This is a genomic window from Pseudomonas kuykendallii, assembly GCF_900106975.1.
GTDB lineage: Bacteria > Pseudomonadota > Gammaproteobacteria > Pseudomonadales > Pseudomonadaceae > Pseudomonas_O > Pseudomonas_O kuykendallii.
Genome location: NZ_FNNU01000008.1, coordinates 54,854 through 73,087, shown reverse-complemented (window position 1 = coordinate 73,087; position 18,234 = coordinate 54,854). Strand labels below are relative to the sequence as shown.

General features: G+C 67.7%; 17 protein-coding genes. 12 read left to right on the top strand and 5 right to left on the bottom strand.

What is annotated here, in order from left to right; translation table 11 throughout:
• The first annotated feature begins 106 nt into the window (after positions 1-106).
• Positions 107-883: a DeoR/GlpR family DNA-binding transcription regulator gene (locus BLV15_RS20480; RefSeq protein WP_090231576.1), complete on the top strand. Its 777-nt coding sequence runs from the start codon at positions 107-109 to the stop codon at positions 881-883.
• A gap of 15 nt (positions 884-898) precedes the next feature.
• On the opposite strand, the gene BLV15_RS20475 is transcribed toward BLV15_RS20480, so the two are convergent.
• Genes BLV15_RS20475 through BLV15_RS20465 form a run of 3 tightly spaced genes read right to left on the bottom strand, consistent with a single transcriptional unit; the run spans position 899 to position 2,694 of the window.
• Positions 899-1,579 carry a GNAT family N-acetyltransferase gene (locus tag BLV15_RS20475; protein ID WP_090231575.1) on the bottom strand — a complete coding sequence of 227 codons (681 nt, stop codon included), beginning with the start codon at positions 1,577-1,579 and terminating at the stop codon, positions 899-901.
• 14 nt (positions 1,580-1,593) lie between these two features.
• A complete protein-coding gene (locus BLV15_RS20470; RefSeq protein ID WP_090231574.1) occupies positions 1,594-2,040 on the bottom strand; it encodes a GNAT family N-acetyltransferase in 447 nt (148 codons plus the stop codon).
• Between the two features lie 21 nt (positions 2,041-2,061).
• Entirely contained in the window at positions 2,062-2,694 is a 633-nt protein-coding gene (locus BLV15_RS20465) for an FMN-binding negative transcriptional regulator (RefSeq protein ID WP_090231573.1), read from the bottom strand.
• A gap of 90 nt (positions 2,695-2,784) precedes the next feature.
• Between BLV15_RS20465 and pdxR the strand changes: the two genes are divergently transcribed.
• The 10 genes from pdxR (at position 2,785) to BLV15_RS20415 (ending at position 14,342) form a co-directional block, all read left to right on the top strand.
• On the top strand, positions 2,785-4,269 hold the full coding sequence (gene pdxR, locus BLV15_RS20460) for a MocR-like pyridoxine biosynthesis transcription factor PdxR (protein WP_090231572.1): 1,485 nt from the start codon (positions 2,785-2,787) through the stop codon (positions 4,267-4,269).
• A 310-nt stretch (positions 4,270-4,579) separates the two neighbouring features.
• Positions 4,580-5,257, top strand: a complete 678-nt coding sequence (locus tag BLV15_RS20455; RefSeq protein ID WP_090231571.1) for a thermostable hemolysin — start codon at positions 4,580-4,582, stop codon at positions 5,255-5,257.
• Complete coding sequence (locus BLV15_RS20450; RefSeq protein ID WP_090231648.1) at positions 5,247-6,713, top strand: AMP-binding protein; 1,467 nt, start codon at positions 5,247-5,249, stop codon at positions 6,711-6,713. The genes BLV15_RS20455 and BLV15_RS20450 overlap by 11 nt, the downstream gene beginning before the upstream one ends.
• A gap of 9 nt (positions 6,714-6,722) precedes the next feature.
• The gene (locus BLV15_RS20445; RefSeq protein WP_090231570.1) at positions 6,723-7,415 is read left to right on the top strand and encodes an iron-containing redox enzyme family protein; all 693 of its coding nucleotides are present in this window, start codon (positions 6,723-6,725) and stop codon (positions 7,413-7,415) included.
• Entirely contained in the window at positions 7,402-8,205 is an 804-nt protein-coding gene (locus BLV15_RS20440; protein WP_090231569.1) for an SDR family oxidoreductase, read from the top strand. Before BLV15_RS20445 ends, BLV15_RS20440 begins: the two co-directional genes overlap by 14 nt.
• The gene (locus BLV15_RS20435; protein WP_090231568.1) at positions 8,202-8,858 is read left to right on the top strand and encodes a tetratricopeptide repeat protein; all 657 of its coding nucleotides are present in this window, start codon (positions 8,202-8,204) and stop codon (positions 8,856-8,858) included. Before BLV15_RS20440 ends, BLV15_RS20435 begins: the two co-directional genes overlap by 4 nt.
• A 23-nt stretch (positions 8,859-8,881) precedes the next feature.
• Positions 8,882-9,538: a response regulator gene (locus tag BLV15_RS20430; protein ID WP_090231567.1), complete on the top strand. Its 657-nt coding sequence runs from the start codon at positions 8,882-8,884 to the stop codon at positions 9,536-9,538.
• A 1-nt stretch (position 9,539) separates the two neighbouring features.
• A complete protein-coding gene (locus BLV15_RS20425; protein ID WP_090231566.1) occupies positions 9,540-10,910 on the top strand; it encodes a sensor histidine kinase in 1,371 nt (456 codons plus the stop codon).
• A 106-nt stretch (positions 10,911-11,016) separates the two neighbouring features.
• On the top strand, positions 11,017-11,592 hold the full coding sequence (locus BLV15_RS20420) for a cytochrome b (protein ID WP_090231565.1): 576 nt from the start codon (positions 11,017-11,019) through the stop codon (positions 11,590-11,592).
• 281 nt (positions 11,593-11,873) lie between these two features.
• A complete protein-coding gene (locus BLV15_RS20415) occupies positions 11,874-14,342 on the top strand; it encodes a sulfatase-like hydrolase/transferase (protein WP_090231564.1) in 2,469 nt (822 codons plus the stop codon).
• A gap of 16 nt (positions 14,343-14,358) precedes the next feature.
• On the opposite strand, the gene BLV15_RS20410 is transcribed toward BLV15_RS20415, so the two are convergent.
• Positions 14,359-15,213, bottom strand: coding sequence for a LysR family transcriptional regulator (locus BLV15_RS20410; RefSeq protein WP_217632909.1), 855 nt, complete (start codon positions 15,211-15,213; stop codon positions 14,359-14,361).
• A 103-nt stretch (positions 15,214-15,316) separates the two neighbouring features.
• Here BLV15_RS20410 and BLV15_RS20405 point away from each other — a divergent pair, with 103 nt between their 5' ends.
• Positions 15,317-15,910 carry a LysE family translocator gene (locus BLV15_RS20405; RefSeq protein ID WP_090231562.1) on the top strand — a complete coding sequence of 198 codons (594 nt, stop codon included), beginning with the start codon at positions 15,317-15,319 and terminating at the stop codon, positions 15,908-15,910.
• 64 nt (positions 15,911-15,974) lie between these two features.
• Here the strand turns inward: BLV15_RS20405 and BLV15_RS20400 are convergent, their stop codons facing one another.
• A complete protein-coding gene (locus tag BLV15_RS20400) occupies positions 15,975-17,999 on the bottom strand; it encodes a choline transporter (protein WP_090231561.1) in 2,025 nt (674 codons plus the stop codon).
• Positions 18,000-18,234: the final 235 nt, after the last annotated feature.

The window sequence follows — 18,234 nt, the reverse complement described above, 5'->3', positions numbered from 1 at the left end:
GGCGTTCCCGCACGGCGGCGAATGATCTACCATGGGCAATCCGTCGGCCTTTTTGTGGTGAATCCCACAGTTGGCGCCCACCTTCAACGCAGCGATTCGAGGGCACATGTCCAGAGCGAAAACCGCACGCCAGGCCAAGATCATGGCGGAACTCAACAATGCGCCGAGCCTGCGTATCGTCGACCTGGCCCGCCTGCACAACGTGTCCACCGAAACCATCCGCCGCGACCTCGACGAGCTGACCCAGGGCGGTCACCTGAACCGCACCTACGGCGGCGCCGTGCGCGCCATCGCCACCGAGCCTTCGCTGACCGAACGCCACCGCCTCTACATCAACGAGCGCGAACGCATCGCGCGGGCCACCGTGCAGCTGATCGAGGACGCGCAGATCCTCATGCTCGGCTCCGGCTCCACCACCGTGCACGTGGCCCGGCGCATCGCCACCGAGATGAAGGACATCACCGTGCTCACGCATTCCTTCGGCGTGGCCACGGTGCTGTCGATCAACCCGACCATCCGCGTCATCGTGCTGCCCGGCGAGTACCACGCCACCGAGGGCGCGATGGTCGGCGCGCACACCATCGCCTTCCTCAACGGGTTCTCAGCGGACTACGCGATTCTCGGCGCCAGCGGCCTGTCGGACGACGGCGCCAGCGATGCGCTGATCGACTGCAGCGCGGTGTACAGCACGATGATGCAGCGTTCGAGCAAGACGCTGATCGTCGCCGACCATTCCAAGTTCAACAGCACCTTCCCCGGTCGCTACGCCTCCTGGCACCAGGTCGACTGCCTGATCACCGACCAGCAGCCCACCGGCAAGCTCCTGCAGTGCCTGAACCAGAACAAGGTGACGCTCAGGCTGAGCAACGAACCGGTGGCCTGAACCGCCGGCCGCCACTCAGCCGCGCAGCGCTTCCAGGCTCTGCTTCTGGCGCCCTTCCGCATCGAAGTTGTCCTCGCCCAGCCAGCGCGCGAACGCCGCCTGGCAGCGCGACCATTCGCTGTCGAGCAAGGAGAACCAGGCGCTGTCGCGGTTGCGCCCCTTGACCACCATGTGCTGGCGGAAAGTACCTTCGTGGACGAAGCCCAGGCGCTGCGCCGCGCGCATCGAGCGGGCGTTGAGCGCGTTGCACTTCCATTCCAGGCGGCGGTAGCCCAGCTCGCCCATCACCCGCTGCGCCAGCAGGTAGACCGCCTCGGTCGAACCCGGCGTGCGCTGCATGACGCGGCCGAAGGCGATGTGGCCGATCTCGATGCAACCGTCCTTCGGCGCCAGGCGCAGGTAGGCGAGCAGGCCGACCGCGCGCCCGCTGGCGCGATCGATGACGGCGAAGAACAGCGGATCGGCGCTGGCCTGGTTGCCCGCCAGCCAGGCATCGAAGGGCGCGCGCTCGGCGAATGGCCCGTACGGCAGATATTCCCACAGCAACGGGTCGGCCTCCGGCCCCTGCAGCGCCCGCCACAAATCGTCGCCGTGGCGTGCGCCATCGAGCGGCTCCAGTCGCACGAAGCGACCGTCGATGGGGGTGTGCGACGGCGCGGCGACGGGTTGCCAGTCGAGGTATCGTTCGGTGGTCATGGGGCACTTCCTGATCAGAACAGCTTGCGGTACTGGACGAAGCCGGAGCGGTCGCCGATGCGGTCGTAGAGCTGCATGGCGTCGGTGTTGGTCTCGTGGGTCAGCCAGTGCACCCGCGAGGCACCGGCGGCGCGGGCCTCGGCGTAGACGTGCTCGATCATCCGCCGGCCGATGCCGCTGCCACGCAGGTCGCCGGCGACGAACAGGTCCTGCAGGTAGCAGTAGTCGCCCACCGTCCAGCAGGATCGGTGGAAGATCCAGTGCACCACCGCGACGGCGCGGCCGTCCTGCCAGGCCAGCGCCGCGTGCATCGGCTCGGCGGGATCGAGGAAGCGCTGCCAGGTGACCGGCGTGGTGCCTTCGGCCAGCTCGCTCTTATAGAACGTCAGATAGCCCTGCCAGAGCGGCAGCCAGGCGTCATGGTCGGCCGCCGTGACGGCGCGGATTTCGAGGGTGGACATGCGGGTTCCTTCTGCGTGGGTTCAGGATGGGTGATTCATGCGCTGTGCCAGTTCGCGGTCGCGCGCATCGGTGCTGGCGCCAAGGCCGTCGCGCACGCCCTGGCGGTCCGCGGCGCTGCGATTCTGGCCGAGCTTCCACTTGCCCTCCAGGCGCTCGATGGGCAAGGCGAAACCGACGATGGCGCGCAGCATGGCATCGATATACTCGCGCGGCGCATCGCCCAGCGCCCAGGGCTGCGCGCGCCCGGCCTCGTGACGGTCGCTGAGGCGGGCGAGCAAGTCGAGCAGGCGCGCCGGCTCGTCGAAGACCTCGGCGCGACCCTGCGCGTGGACGGCGATGTAGTTCCAGGTCGGCACCACCTTGCCGTGCTCGGCCTTCGCCGGATACCAGGACGGGCTCACGTAGGCATCCGGCCCGCTGAACACCGCCAGCGCCGAACCGCCTTCGGCGAGCACCCGCCCGTGCGGATTGGCCCTGGCGAAGTGCCCGTAGAGCGTGCCGAACGGGCCCTCTTCCGGCACCAGCAGCAACGGCAGGTGGCTGGCCTGCAACCCGTCCGCGGCGTGGCTGACCAGGGTCGCCAGGCGACTGTCGACGATCTGCCGGTGCAGCTCGGCGAGATCGTCCTGGCGGAAGGCGGCGGGCAGGTACATGGGTGATTCTCCTGGCTTGACAGGGGCATCCTATGCAGACTATTGGCCTTCTCCAAGATCCATTTATGCCGACTTCGACAGGGCCAATCCATGCCAACCGTCCCGCTTCCCTTCGACCTTTCCGGCATCCGCCTGGAACCCGGCAAGGGTCTCGCCCGCCAGCTCTACCAGGCCTTGCGCGAACGCATGCTGGACGGGCGCCTGCCCGGCGGCACGCGGCTGCCGGCGAGCCGTGACCTGGCCGCCCTGCTCGGCATCTCGCGCAACACCGTGACTCGCGCCTTCGACCAGCTGTACGCCGAGGACTACGTCGAGGGCCGCGTCGGCGATGGCACCTACGTCGCCGCCCCGGTGGGCGCGGTGCGCACGGCGGCGCCGGTCAACGCCGGATCGCCGCCCAGCGCGGCGCTTCGGCTATTGACGGAGCATCACCTGTCGCCGCCCCCGCAAGGCGCGCCGCGGGCGTTCCGCGTCGGCGTGCCGGCGTTCGACCTGTTCCCCTTCGAGACCTGGGCGCGATTGTCCGCGCGCTTCTGGCGCAAGCCGTCGCCGGCGCGGCTGGGCTACGGCGACCCGGCTGGCGATGCGCAACTGCGCGAACTGATCGCCGCCTACCTGCGCACCAGCCGCGGCCTGCACTGCGACCCGGCGCAGATCGTCGTCACCTGCGGCGCGCAGCAGGCGATCAGCCTCTGCGCGCAGCTGCTGTTGCGCCCTGGCGACCGCGTGGCGATCGAGAACCCCGGCTATCGCGCCGCCGGGCATGCCTTCGCCGTGGCCGGCGCGCGCCTGCACGGCATCCCGGTGGACGCCGAGGGGCTGGACTGCGCCGCCCTGGAGCGCGCCGGCGACTGCCGCCTGGCCTACGTCACGCCGTCGCACCAGTATCCCACCGGCGTCACCCTCTCGCTGGCGCGGCGCCTGGAACTGCTGAACTGGGCCGAGCGTCACGACGGCTGGATCGTCGAGGACGACTACGACGGCGAGTACCGCTACAACGGTACGCCGCTGGCGCCGCTCGCCGCGCTGGACCGCCAGGGCCGTGTGCTCTACGTCGGCACCTTCTGCAAGATCACTTTTCCGGCGCTACGCCTGGGCTACCTGGTGCTGCCGGCGAACCTCGCCCAGCCCTTCGCCCGGCGCCGCGCGCTGGACATGCGCCACTCGGAAATCGGCACCCAGGCGGTGATGGCGGAGTTCATCGCCGCCGGGCATTTCCAGCGCCATATCCGCCGCATGCGCAGCGCCGCCCGCGGCCGCCGCGACGCCCTGCTGGCCGCCTGGCCGGACGCCATACCGGGCTGCGCGCCGCTGCCGGCGGTGGACGCCGGCCTGCACCTCTGCGTGCGCGTCGACAGCCTGGCCCGCGAACGCCAGCTGATCGCCGCCGCCGCAGGCGTCGGCGTGGAAATCAACGCCCTGAGCCGCTACTGGCTACCCGATAGCGACGCCCCGCAGGAGGCGCGCGCCGGTCTGGTTCTCGGCTTCGCCGCCGTGCCGGAAGCGGAGATCCGCCGCGCGCTGGATGCCCTGCGCCATGCGTGGAAAACTCCGCCCGCGTCACCAGAGGAATGAGCGAAGCGAAAGGCCGCGCGGACGAATCGCAGGCAAAAAAAAGCAGCTCGATGCACGAGCTGCCAAGTGAGAAAGCGTTCACATGGAAAGGAGCCAATCCAAACGGTCGCGAATCCAGACGACCGACTGCATCCTAAGCCGGATGCAAGGCAGTTTCGTGACAGCGACGCCGGCGGCCGTGAAGGCGGGCTCAGTAGCCCTGCCAGCTGCAGCGATCTCGACCAGAGGCGCCCTCACGGCCGATCTTCAGAGTTCATTAAGGTTCGTTGTCGATAGTGCCCCCAGCTAATCAACGCTGGAGGGAATGTCGATGATCGATACCGAGTGGAACACCGTGTTTCCGTTGAGCTTTGGCGCGGATTTGCAGCGTCCGCTGGCGTTGTCGCTGACGCGCGAACAGGACCCCGGCCGCGAGGCGGTCGAGACGTTCATTCGCGAGCGCTTCGCGGCGGTGCATAACGCCGAAATCCATCATTTCATGCCCGAGCTGATGGCCCTGCACGACCGCCAGGGCCAACTTTGCGCCGCCGTCGGTGCCCGCCTGGGCAGAACGGGCCCGATGTTCATCGAGCAGTACCTGCAGAATCCGATGGAACAGGTCGTTTCGCTCATCGCCGGCGAACCGGTGGAGCGCCGCTGCATCGTCGAAGTCGGCAACCTCGCGGCGCGCAACGCCGGCAGTGCCCGGCTGATCATCGTCGCGATGACCTGGCTGCTGGCCCGTCATGGGCTGGAATGGGTGGTTTTCACCGGCGCCGCGACGCTGATCAACAGCTTTCAGCGCCTGGGCCTGGAGCCCCTTCTGCTGTGCGACGCCGACCCGGAAAGGCTGGGCGCGGACCAGGACACATGGGGGAACTATTACAGCCAGCATCCGCACGTCTATGCCGGCGACATCCGCTTCGGCCTGGAGCAGCTGGAAAGCAGCGGAGTGCTGGCACGCCTGGGTTTTCCTTTTTTTGATGCGCGGCACTGCCATGCGGCGTGAACTGACGGCGCTGCACGCCGAGTTGCAGAACCACCGGAACCTCCGCCCCTCGACGTATGCCCTGATCGGGGACAGCAGCCGCTTCGATTACCAGCAGCTTTGGGAAGGAGTCGAGCTGCGCCGCGCCCTGCTCGAGGCACAGCGAGGCCAGGTGTTCGCGCTGGTGATGGACAACAGCCCCGAAGCCGTACTCTGGGACCTGGCGGCGTTGTTCAGCGGTTTGCCCTGCGTGACCCTTCCGCCGTTCTTCACCCAGGCCCAGCGCGTCCACTGCTTCGACCAGAGCCAGGTGGACATCGCGATTGCCGACGAGGCGATGGCCGCCGACATGCAGCGCGCGGGCTTTTACCGCGACGGTGCTTTCTGGCGACGGACGCAGAGCGCGGATCCGGGCATTCCCGCGGGCACCGCGAAGATCACCTACACCTCGGGCACCACCGGCACGCCCAAGGGCGTATGCCTGAGCGCGGAGGCCCTGCTGCGGGTAGCACGGGAGCTGGAACACGCAAGCCGCCCGGCCGCGCCGGAACGCTACCTGGCGGTGCTGCCGATGGCGGTGCTGCTGGAGAACCTGGGTATCTACGCGGCGCTGTTGGCCGGGGCGAGCATCACCGTATTCTCCCAGAAGCAGCTGGGCATCCACGGCGCCACGAGCGTGGAATGGCGGCGTCTGCTTTGCGCGCTGGTAACCAGCGGCGCACAGAGCGTGATTCTGGTGCCGCAATTGCTGCTCGGCCTGGTCACGGCGATCGAGCGCAAGCAGCTGTCCGCCGAGCAATTCCGCTTCGTCGCGGTGGGCGGCGCGCGGGTATCGGCCGATCTGCTGCAACGCGCCGCTCAGGTCGATCTGCCGGTGTATCAGGGCTACGGGCTGTCCGAATGCGCCTCGGTGGTCTGCCTCAACCGCCCCGGGCACGATCGCCCCGGCAGCGTCGGGCGGCCGTTGCGGCACGTCACGGTGCGGCTGGCGGATGACGGCGAAGTGCTGGTCAGCGGTTCCGCCCTGCTGGGCTATCTCGGCGAGCGGCCCTTCAGCGGCGACTGGCTGCCGACCGGGGATATCGGCAGGTTCGATGCGGAGGGTTACCTGTACCTGCAGGGACGCAAGAAGCACCAGTTCATCACCAGCTTCGGCCGCAACGTCAACCCGGACTGGGTCGAGGCCGAGTTGACCCAGCGCGGCACCATCGCCCAGGCCTTCGTGCACGGCGAGGGCATGCGCCAGAACATGGCCCTGCTCTGGCCGCTGGACCCCGACTGCAGCGACGAGACGCTGGCCGCGACCGTCGCCCAGGCCAACGCGCACCTGCCGGACTATGCCCAGGTGCATGCCTGGCAACGCCTCCCCGAACCCTTCACCCCGGACAACGGCCTGCTCACCAGCAACGGCCGGCTGCGCCGGGAAGCGATCCTGTCGCGCTACCGCGACGCTCTTTTAGAACCCATCACCCCGTGAGGTCACACCATGGATTTCTTTGACGAACTGCAAGCCGCCACCGCCCAGGAACGCCAGACCCTGTTCAGCCTGCCGGTGATTCGCGAAGCCCTGGCCGGCGACGTCAGCCTGGAAAGCTACCGGGCATTCCTTACCCAGGCCTATTACCACGTGCGCCATACGGTGCCGCTGTTGATGACCTGCGGCGCGCGTTTGCCCGCCCGCCTGGAGTGGCTGCGCGGCGCGGTGTGCGAATACATCGAGGAGGAATATGGCCACGAGAAGTGGATCCTCGATGACATCAAAGCCTGTGGCGGCGACGCCGAGGCGGTGCGCGACGGACAACCCTCGATGGCGATCGAGCTGATGGTCGGCTATCTCTATGACCTGATCGCGCGGGGCAACCCGGTCGGTCTGTTCGGCATGGTCAACGTGCTGGAGGGCACCAGCATCGCCCTGGCCACCCAGGCCGCCAGCACCCTGCAGCAACGGCTGGAGTTGCCGGAGAGCGCCTTCAGCTACCTGTCCTCCCACGGCGCGCTGGATATCGGCCACATGGACACCTACCGCGACCTGATGAACCGACTGGAGGACCCCGAGGACAAGAAGGCGGTGATCCACGCCAGCAAGGTCGTCTACCACCTCTACAGCGAGATGTTCCGCGGCCTTCCACGTAGCCAGTCGCGGCCGACGGCCACCGAGGTGCGGCATGCAGCTGTCTGACTGCCGGGTGGTTCTCACCGGTGCCACGGGCGGCATCGGCCTGGCGCTGGTGGAGCAGCTCTGCGAGGGCGGCGCGCAGGTGCTGGCGGTGAGCCGTCAGCCCGACGCCCTGGCGGCGTTGGTGGCACGCTATCCGCTGCAACTGCATCAGGTCAGTGCCGACCTGCGCACCAGCGCCGGCCGGCAGGCCATCGTCGAGGCGGCGCGTCACCTGGGAGGCGTGAACGTCCTGCTGAACGGCGCCGGGGTGAACCGTTTCGCCCTGCTCGAACAACTCGACGATGCGGAGATCGCCGACATGCTGGCGGTCAACCTGGTCGCCAGCCTGCAGCTGACGCGCGCGCTGCTGCCGATTCTGCGCAGCCAGTCGCATGCGCTGGTGGTCAACCTGGGGTCCACCTACGGCTCCATCGGCTACCCCGGCTATGCCGTGTACTGCGCGAGCAAGTTCGCCTTGCGCGGTTTTTCCGAAGCGCTGCGTCGGGAGCTGGCCGACACCGACGTGAACGTGTTGTACGTGGCGCCCCGCGCCACCCGCACCCGCATGAACAGCAGCGCCGCCATGGCCCTCAACGAAGCCCTCAAGACCAGCGTCGACGAGCCGCAGGGCGTGGCCCGCGAAGTCGTGGGCGCCATTCGCAGGAACCTCAACGAGTTGTACCTCGGCTGGCCGGAGAAACTCTTCGTCCGCCTGAATGGGCTTTTGCCCGGCGTCGTCGACCGCGCCTTGCGCAAACAGCTGCCGGTCATTCGCAGTTTCATTCAATTGCAGGAGAATCCCCCACGATGAAAACGGGCTCGCTCACCGCCCTCGCCGCCCTGCTGTGCCTGCTTGGCCAGACCTCGGCCTGGGCCCTCGATCAGGCCGACAGCCAGCGCCTGCTGAGCATCCAGCAGCGCTGGGCGGAAGTGCAGTACAACACGCCGGAAAAACAGAAGGCGGCCGAGTTCGAGAAGCTCGCCGCGCAGGCCCAGGCATTCACCCAGGAACGGCCCGCCGCCGCCGAGGCCTGGATATGGAACGGCATCGTGGTGAGCAGTTGGGCCGGCGCCGAAGGGGGTCTGGGCGCGCTGGGCAAAGCCAAGCAGTCGAAGGCGATGCTGGAGAAAGCGCTGGAACTGGAGCCGAAGGCGTTGCAAGGTTCGGCCTACACCAGCCTCGCCGCCTTGTATGACCGCGTACCGCGCTGGCCCATCGGTTTCGGCGATGTCGACAAGGCGGACGCGTTGCTGCATGACGCCCTGCGCATCAATCCGAACGGGATCGATAGCCTGTACTTCTGGGGCGATCATCTGTACCGCGAAGGACAATACGCCGAGGCCAAGGCCGCGCTGCTCCAGGCCAGACAGGCGGCGCCCAGGCCAGGCCGCGAACTGGCCGACGAAGGCAGGCGCCGCGATATCGATGCTTTACTCAAGGAAATCGAGCCCAAGCTCGATTGATCGCCCAGCCCGTAAGGATGCCCATGCGTTTGTTGCTCGTGGAAGATGACACCGCCCTCGGTGAAGGCGTACGCGCCGGTTTGCGCGCCGAGGGCTACACCGTGGACTGGCTGCAGGACGGCGTCAGCGCGGTGCATGCGCTGCTCAGCGAATCCTTCGACCTGCTGGTCCTGGACTTGGGCTTGCCCCGCCTCGGCGGCATCCAGGTGTTGCAGCAGATCCGCCAGCAGGCCAGCACCCTGCCGGTGCTCATCCTCACGGCGCGGGACGACACCGAGGACCGCATCGCCGGCCTGGATGCCGGCGCGGACGACTACCTGGTAAAGCCCTTCGACCTCAATGAACTCAAGGCCCGCCTGCGCGCGCTGCTGCGCCGCAGTAGCGGACGTGCCCAGGTGGTGATCGAGCACGCGGGGATCAGCCTCGACCCCACCACCCAGCAGGTGCGCTACCGCGACGCGCCGGTGGTTCTCACGCCCAGGGAATACACGCTGCTGCACGAGCTGTTGTCGCAACCGGGCAAGGTGTTTACCCGCGAGCGGCTCACCCAGCTGCTGTACGGCTGGGACGAGGAAGCCGAAAGCAACACCCTCGAGGTGCACATTCACCATCTGCGCAAAAAGCTGTTTCCCGAGCTGATCCGCACCGTGCGCGGCATCGGCTATCGGGTGGAGGGCTGAGATGACTTCGTTGCGCCATCGCACCCTGTGGCTGGTCCTGGCGCTGCTGATCCTCGGCACCCTGACCATCACCCTCTACAACTTCCACGACAGCAGCCACGAAATCACCGAGATCTACGACGCCCAGCTGGCGCAGAGCGCCCGACTGCTGCAGGGCATCGTGCAGATGCCGTTGCCCGACGAGCAGCGCCAGCAGCTCTACGAGGCCTTCAACACCGCGCTGAGCCAGGCGGGACGGCACAAGGTCGGCCATCCCTATGAAGGCAAGATGGCCTTCCAGGTCTGGGACCTGCAGGGCAAGAGCCTGGTGCGCTCGGCCAGTGCGCCGGTGTTCGATGAGGCGCCGGGCGCCCCGGGGTTCGCCGAAGTGAGCATCCAGGGGGTCGGCTGGCACGGTTTCCTGCTGCCGGACGAAAAACGCGGCCTGCGCATCTGGGTCGGCGAGCGCGACGATGTCCGTCAGGACCTGGTCGACCGGATCGTGCGGCACACGCTGATCCCCAACCTGATCGGCCTGGTCCTGCTCGCGGTGCTGGTCTGGCAGGCCGTCGGCTGGGGGCTCCGGCCGTTGCAGAACATGGCACAGGTCATTCGCGGCCGGCACGCCGAGTCGCTGGAGCCGCTGCTGCTGACCCCGCTGCCCCGGGAACTGGAACCGATGCAGGCGGCGCTGAACCGGCTGCTGTCGCAGGTCGGCCACCTCCTGCAACGCGAACGGCGCTTCATCGGCGATGCGGCCCATGAAATGCGCACGCCGCTGGCGATCCTGCGCATCCATGTGCAGAACGCCCTGGAGGCGCAAGACGATGAAACCCGCGAGCAGGCCTTGCGCTTCCTGCTGGGCGGCGTGGACCGCCTGACCCGGGTGGTCAACCAGCTGCTGACGATGGCGAGGGTGGAGCCCGAGACTGCGCGTAAGGACTGGCAACTGGTGAACGTCGAAAGCGTGGTGCGCGAGACCCTGGCCGAACTCACCCCGCTGCTGCTGGACAAGGGGCTCGAGCTGTCCCTGGAGGTGGCCGCCGGCCGCTACGAAACCCGCAGCGACGCGCAAGCCATAGGCATCGCCCTGCAGAACCTGGTGACCAATGCGGCCAACTTCTCGCCCGCCGGTGGCGAGGTCACCGTGCAGCTCACGGAGGCCGGTGGCGACCGCTTCGTACTGAGCGTGCGTGACCGGGGGCCGGGTATCGACGAGGCAAAGATCGAACGCCTCTTCGAGCGTTTCTACAGTCGCGACAACCCCAATGGCGCGGGCCTCGGGCTGTCGATCGTGGAGATGATCGCCAAACGCCTGGGCGGCAGCATCGCACTGGAAAACCACCCGCAAGGCGGGCTGCTCGCCACCCTGTCGATCCCGCGCAGCAGCTGAAGCGGCCAGGACAAACGCGGCCGAGCTTCAGACTCCGTTAAGCCAGGCCCGGGATACTTCCCGCAACCAACGGCCACTCGGGTGGCCACTCACTCACGAGGGGCATATGGCCGATCTCATCCGTTCCACCGTCAATCATCCGCGGGCCGCCGACACCCCGGTTCCCGCCCGCTATGCCCGCACCTCCCGCTGGTTGCACTGGCTGATGGCCGGGCTGGTGATCCTGGCGTACATCCTGATCAATTGCCGCGGCTGGTTTCCCAAGGGCAGCACGCCGAGAACGCTGTTCGTCCAGGGGCATTTCTGGATCGGCCTGCTGGTTCTGGCGCTCCTCCTGCCCAGGCTGCTCGCGCGCCTGCGCTCCCCGGCGCCGCCGCTGCAGCCACCGCTTGCGCCGCTTATGCAACTGCTCTCCAAGGTGACTCACCTGGCGCTCTACGGCTTCCTGCTGGTACAGCCGCTGATGGGCCTGATGGTCGTGCTGCTGGAGCGAGGCGGCATTCCGCTGGGCGGCCTCACCCTCGCTTCGCCCTTCGCACTGGACAAGGCGATGGCGGAGAACATCGAAGCCGCCCATGTCTTCCTCGGCGAAGCGTTCTACTACGTCATCGGCCTGCACATCGCCGCCGCGCTCTGGCATCACTTCTACCTGCGGGACAGCGTGCTCAAACGCATGCTCTAGCGTTCTCCGCCCGCGCATCGGCGCCTTCCCGGCAGTTCGTCCGCCAGCGCCGATTTGCCTTTGACAGGGCCGGGAAAACCGCCACACTCACCGACCTTTTCGCGCGGGGGAACGCCCCGCGCCGGAGTGCGATTCCGTCCTCGCCAGGTGCCCTCCCCGCAGACGTTCTGACGCTGGCTAGTCTCTTCGAGAAACCGGCGGCAGAACGTCTGCCGGGTGCCCGCAGCCGATCCCGTCGGCCTACCGGTCCTTCGCCGCCCACCCAGAGCCGTCGGTGATCCATGCAGAGTCCTGATAACACCGTTGCGATTGCCCTCGTGGCGCGCTCCGTTTTTCCCTGCCTGATGCTGGCCCTGGCGCTCTGGCCGCGTCGCCTGCCGCGAAAGCGTGCGCTGCTGGAGTTCGTCGCCCTCGAAGCGCTGGGCCTGGTCACGCCCAGCCTGCTCTGGCTGCCCCTGGCGCTGGCCTACGGCGTGGCGGTCACGCTGGATCGCGCCTTCTACGCCCGACTGGGCTGGCCTGTGGACGCCGATGCACTGCGCTTCGCCCGGCGCGAACCGGCCAATGCGAAGTTGCTGTTGCGCCAGGAACTCGGCGCGCGCGACGGGCTGCTCCTGCTGGCCGTGCTGGGCGCCTGCCTGCTGGCGGCCACCGGCCCGGCGTTCGCCGCGCCCGCTGGTCTCCTCGTCGTCCTCTGGGCCGGCTACCTGGGCGTGAACGGCCTGTCGCTGCGTCGTGGGTCGCCCAGGCTGCCGGTGCCCAACCTGGTCCTGGCCTGGTGGAAAAGCCGCCGCGAACCTGAGCGGGTCGCCGGACTGGCGGCAGCGCAGCGCGAGGAACTTCCCCGCCTCCCTGCCGCCGGGCCCTTCAGCTCAACCCGGCAGAACGTGCTGCTGATCGTCTGCGAGAGCCTGTCCAGGCGCGTGCTGGAAAGCCCGGCCGGACGGGCGGCGACGCCGCGATACCAGGCCTTCGTCCGCCAGGAGATCGCCTCGGGGCGGCTGGTCGACTTCCCCCAGGCGCTGGCCAATTCATCGAGCAGCGACATCGCCTATGCCAGCCTCTTCACCGGCCTGTCGCCCGAGCAATCCTGGGAGCGTTTCCACCGCACGCCGTTGCTCTGGGATGCCGCCAAGGCGCGGGGCTACCACACCTCGTTCTACAGCTCGCAAAGCCTCGACTGGTGCGGCCTGGAGGCCTTCCTGATCGGCCCTTCGCTGGACCGCGCCGTTTACCGCGAGGTGCTCGGCGAGCCGGCCGTGAACGACATGGCGATGGACGATCGCGTACTGAACCGCTACCTGACGGCCGAACTGCCGCGCTGCGCCGCGCCGTTCTTCTCGGTGGTCAACTACAACATGCTGCACGCGCCGTTCAGCCCCCAGGGCGGCGACAAGCCGACGAGCACGCCCTCGGCGCTCGCCGACTACCTCGACGCGCTGCGCCTCTTCGACACCTGCCTGGGCGAGCTGCTGGACTGCCTCTCGGCCAGCGGCCAGCTGGACAACACGCTGATCGCCTTCACCGCCGACCACGGCGAGACGCCGGAGCGCTACGACCGCCAGCAAGCGCGACGCATGCCGCTGCGCCTCGACCAGCTGGACCTCGACAACCTCTCGGTGCCGTTCTGGCTGCGCTGGCCGGCCAACGCCCTCGACGACGCGCAATGCCGGCAGTTGCGGGCCAACGTCGAGGTCACCGTAAGCCATATCGACCTGTACCCGACGTTGCTGCAACTGTTCGGCGTCGACCTCGAAACGCGCCAGCGCCTGGGCTCGGGACAAAGCCTGCTGGCGCCCATCGCCGCCGGCAGGACCCTGCTGATGCACAACACCAGCGCGTTCCGCCAATGGGCCTGCGAACCCTTCGCCCTGAGTCGCCAGCGCTGGCTGCTGATCTACCACGACCTGACGCGACACTTCGAACTGCTCGACCTCAGGAATCCGGCGCACGGCGACCACTGGGAGCGGCTGGAACCCGAGGAGCGGCTGGCGTGGCTGGCCGAGCTGGCGGGCCATCCGCTGGCTGCCGAGATTCTCGCGCGGCGCCAGTTGCTCGCCCCGCCTCCGCCGGTCTCGGCGGTCGCCGCCCAGTACGACGAGCTGGCCAGGGACAGCGAGCGAAGCGACCTGCACGAACTGAACAACTGGGGCCTGTTCTCGCGCAGCGACTGGCAGGCCTTCTGCCAGAGCTGCGCGCGCTTCATCGGCGTGCAGGACGGCGACCGGGTGTTCGAGGCGGGCTGCGGCTCTGGCGCCTTTCTCCACGCCCTGCAGGCGCACTGGCAGATCGAGATCGACGGCATGGACCTGTCCGCGGAGCTGATCAGGGTCGCCCAGTCCCGATTGCAGGGCGAGTTCTGGGTGGGCGACGTGCAGGACCTCTCCCACGCGACCCCCAACCACTACGACAAGGTGGTCTCCAACGCGGTGTTCCTCTACCTGCCGTCGCGGGCGGCGTGCGAGCGGGCCGCGCTGGAGATGGTCCGCCTGGCCCGCCCCGGCGGGCTGATCTACATCGGCCTGCTCAACGACCCGGAACGCCTGGGCAGCTACCACAGCGAGCACCGCCCTTCGGGCAACGCCTTCCTGCGCCGCAGCTTCTGGCACGACCTGGGCGAACGGCATGGGCTGGCGGTGGAAACCGTGGACCAGGACGCCCTGTACAGCAAGGCGGACGGCTACGACGCCCACGCCCGGCTGCGCTATTCGGTGCGCATGCGCAAACCCGTCGCGGGCATCGATGGCTGAAGCCGGCGCGGCCCGGTCAGGGGCACGCGAGGTGCAGGCGCAGGTGACGAACCAGTTCGTTCGACGCCGCGCTGGCACTGCCCTTGGAGCGCTGCAGCGAGATGGCGACCGGCGGAAGCTCGGGCAACAGCGCCTCGGCGGGAAGGATGTCCAGGGCGGCCGGCACGGTGGATTGCAGCCACACCGACACCGCCAGGTCGCTGCTGACCATCGCCACCGTCGCCTCGAGGTTGCCGTTCTCGAACAGCGTCCTCCATGGCCGGTCCTGCTCCTGCAACGCCGCGATCACCGGCGCGCGGAAGGCACAGGTCTCGGCCACCATGGACACCGGCAGCGGGGTTCTCAGGTACGCAGAACCACCCTTCGCGCCGGCCCAGACCAGGCGTTCGAGGGACAGGCATTCGCCGCTGGCTGCCTCGACGCTCTCCTCGACGACGGCCAGGTCCAGCGAGCCGCTGGCGATGGCGCTCTTCAGCTCCGTGGAGGAGCCACAGGTGAGCGACAACTCGACCTGCGGATAGGCCTCCATGAACGACTTGATCGCCGGCGCTATCCAGGCTCCGGCGAGGTCGTAAGGCGCGCCGAGACGCACGCTGCCCTGCACCGCATCGCCTTGCAGGTCCGCCCAGAGCTGATCGTTCAGCGCGAGGATCTGCCGGGCCCTGGCGATCAGCCGCTCGCCCAGGGGCGCGAGCTGGATACCGCCGCGCTGGCGAACCAGCAGCGGGCCGCCGAGCATGTCCTCGAGCTTCCTCACCTGCTGGCTGACCGCACCCTGGGTGAGGTGCAGCGCGTTGGCGGCGGCCGTCATGCTGCGCTGGTCAGCCACCACGACGAAGGTTCGCAACAGCACCAGATCGAGCGTACGCACTGCCTTTGCCATTAGGGTCTCTAATCCAGCGGATTACGAATATTAGTTTCCATGCTAGAGGGCGATTCGCTATCAAGTCGAGCCCTCTCATGGATATTCGATCATGCTCGACGCGCTGCTTCCGCTGCTCCTGTTCGCCCTGGTCTCCACCATCAGCCCGGGCGGGGCGACCACCCTGGCCACGGCTTCGGGCGCCAACTTCGGCTGGTGGCGCTCGTTTCCGCTGTTGTCGGGCATCTCGTTCGGCCTGGCGAGCATGGCCGCTGCCGCCGCGGCGGGCCTGGGCGGGCTGATCCTGGCGCTGCCGTCGCTGCAACTGGCGATGAAGCTGGTGGGCACGGCCTATCTGCTCTGGCTGGCGCTGCAGATCGCCCGTCGCGGGGCGCCCGGCACGGCCGCCGCCACGGAGAAACCGTCGCGATTCCTCACCGGCGTATGGCTGCTCTGGCAGAACCTCAAGGCCTGGGCGATGACCCTCAGCGCCGCCGCCTCGTTCGCCGCGCTGACCCGCGGCCCGGAGACGCTGGCGTTGCTGCTCGGCCTGGTGTTCGCGGTGTTTTCGCTGATCTCGCTGGCGATCTGGTGCGTGGCCGGCGTGGTCCTGGCGCGCGCCCTGAAGACCGAGGCGCAGTGGCGTATCCTCAACATGTCCCTGGGCGCGCTGCTGGTCGCCTCGATCGTGCCCATCTGGTTGTGAGCCGCCGGCTTCCAGTGCCGAGGCCTGCGGGGCCCTGAACGGACTCGCAGGCCACGGCCCGCCTTCACTCCGGGAAGGTCAGCGCATTGCCTGGCGCCTCCCGGTAGATGTGCAGGAAGTTCAGGTGGCGCTCGTAGTGGTCGAGGATGTCGTTGATCACCTGGTTCTTGCTGTAGTCCATCAGGTCGTTGCCCTGCGTGCCTTCGCGCAGGAAGGTCTCCAGGCGGTAGTAATGCGACTTGCCGGCGCGGGCACGGTAGGTGAAGCCCGGTACCACGTATTCCTGCGGCCAGATCTGGTAGACGAAGTTCTGCTCGTCGCCCAGCAGCACCAGCAGCTCCAGGTGGCTGAGTTTCTCGTCGCCGGTCGGCGGATGTTCGGAGAACTGCACCTTGGCGCCGCGCAGTTCCAGCTCCTGCGCCACTTCCTGCATCGCCGGGCGGCAGACGCTGTCGAGCATCTTCTGCGTGTGCGAGGTGCCGGGGAAATGCATCACCCGTGACAGGCGCTGCTTCCAGTTCAGCGAGGCGTCCACCGACATGCTGGCGAGCGGCTGCAGGTTGCTGGCCTTGCGGTAGTCCTCCAGGCGCAGCGATTTGTACAGCCCGGCCATCACGAAGAACATCACGAAGCTGAACGGCAGGCCCATGATCACCGTGGTGTTCTGCAGCGCGGTGATGCCGTCGGTCATCAGCATGCCCAGAGTCAGCAGGCCGATGGTCACCGACCAGAAGATGCGCAGCCAGTTAGGCGCGTCGCTGTTGATGTCGGCGAGCCGCGAGGTGAAGTTGCCCAGCACCAGCGAGCCGGAATCCGCCGAGGTCACGTAGAACAGCAGCCCGGTGATGGTCGCCACCGAGGCGCTGAGGGTGAAGCCCGGATACTGCGCCAGCAGGCTGTAGACGCCGCGCTCCGGGTGGGCGATGACCTCGTTGGCGAAGTCGAGGTTGCCGTGGAGGATCTGGTACAGCGCGCTGTTGCCGAAGATCGACAGCCACAGCAGGGTGAACACGAACGGGATGACCAGCGTGCCGAGGACGAACTGGCGAATCGTCCGGCCGCGCGAGATGCGCGCCAGGAACAACCCGACGAAGGGCGCCCAGGCCACCCACCAGGCCCAGAAGAACAGCGTCCAGCTGTTCATCCACTCGGTCGGCCGGTCGAAGGCGAAGCTGTTCAGCGTCATGCCGAGGAAGCGGTTGACGTAGTCGCCGATGTTCAGCACCAGCGCGTTGAGCAGGAACTCGGTGTGGCCGAAGAACAGCAGGAACAGCAGCAGCCCCAGTGCCAGCAGCACGTTGAGTTCGGAAAGGAAACGAATGCCCTTGTTCACCCCGGAGGTGACCGAGATCGTCGCCATCACCACCGACAGCAGGATCAGCGCACCCTGCACCGTGAGGTTTTCCGGCAGGTCGAAGAGCACCTTCAGCCCGTAGTTCAACTGCACCACGCCGATGCCCAGGGTGGTGGCGATGCCGAAGATGGTGCCGACCACCGCGGCGATGTCGACGCTGTGGCCGATCGGCCCGTCGATGCGCTTGCCGAAGATCGGGTACAGCGAGGAGCGGATGGTCAGCGGCAGGTTGTAGCGGTAGCTGAAGTAGCCCAGCGCGATGCCCATCAGCGCGTACATCGACCAGCCCGTCAGGCCGTAGTGGAACAGCGTCCAGACCATCGCCTGGCGCGCCGCCTCCACCGTCTGCCCCTCGCCCTCGGGCGGCAGCATGTACTGGGTCACCGGCTCGGCCACCGAGAAGAACATCAGGTCGATGCCGATACCGGCGGCGAACAGCATCGCCGACCAGCTGAGCAGGCTGAATTCGGGCTTGGACTGCTCCGGGCCGAGCTTGATGGCGCCGAAGCGCGAGCTCGCCACGAAGAGCACGAAGACGATGTAGAGCGTGGCCGCCAGCAGGTAGTACCAGCCGAAGGTCGAGGATACCCAGCTCAGCACCGCGCTGATGGTTCGCCCCGACACTTCGGTGAAGAACACGGTCATCAGCGTGAAGGCGAGGATCAGCCCCGCGGCGGTGAAGAAGACCACCTTGTTCAGCGAATCTCTGGGTTTCTGGAGGTCGGTCGAAGGCATGTTTTCCCCTGGAAGGTCCCTTGGATGAGTCGCAGCGCGATCCGTGTCCGGCGTGGCCCGCCGGTGGCCTCCGGCACCTGTGGAGAGGGACCGGAGCCGCGATTACCGGGCTGTTGAGCCCGGAAGATAGACGCCTCGTCGGCCGCTTCGTTCAGGCGCGAAGCAGGCGGCGGCGAGCAGGACGTCGCGCGGATCGGCGCTGCGGCGGAGGTGAAATATACTTTTTATTGATTGA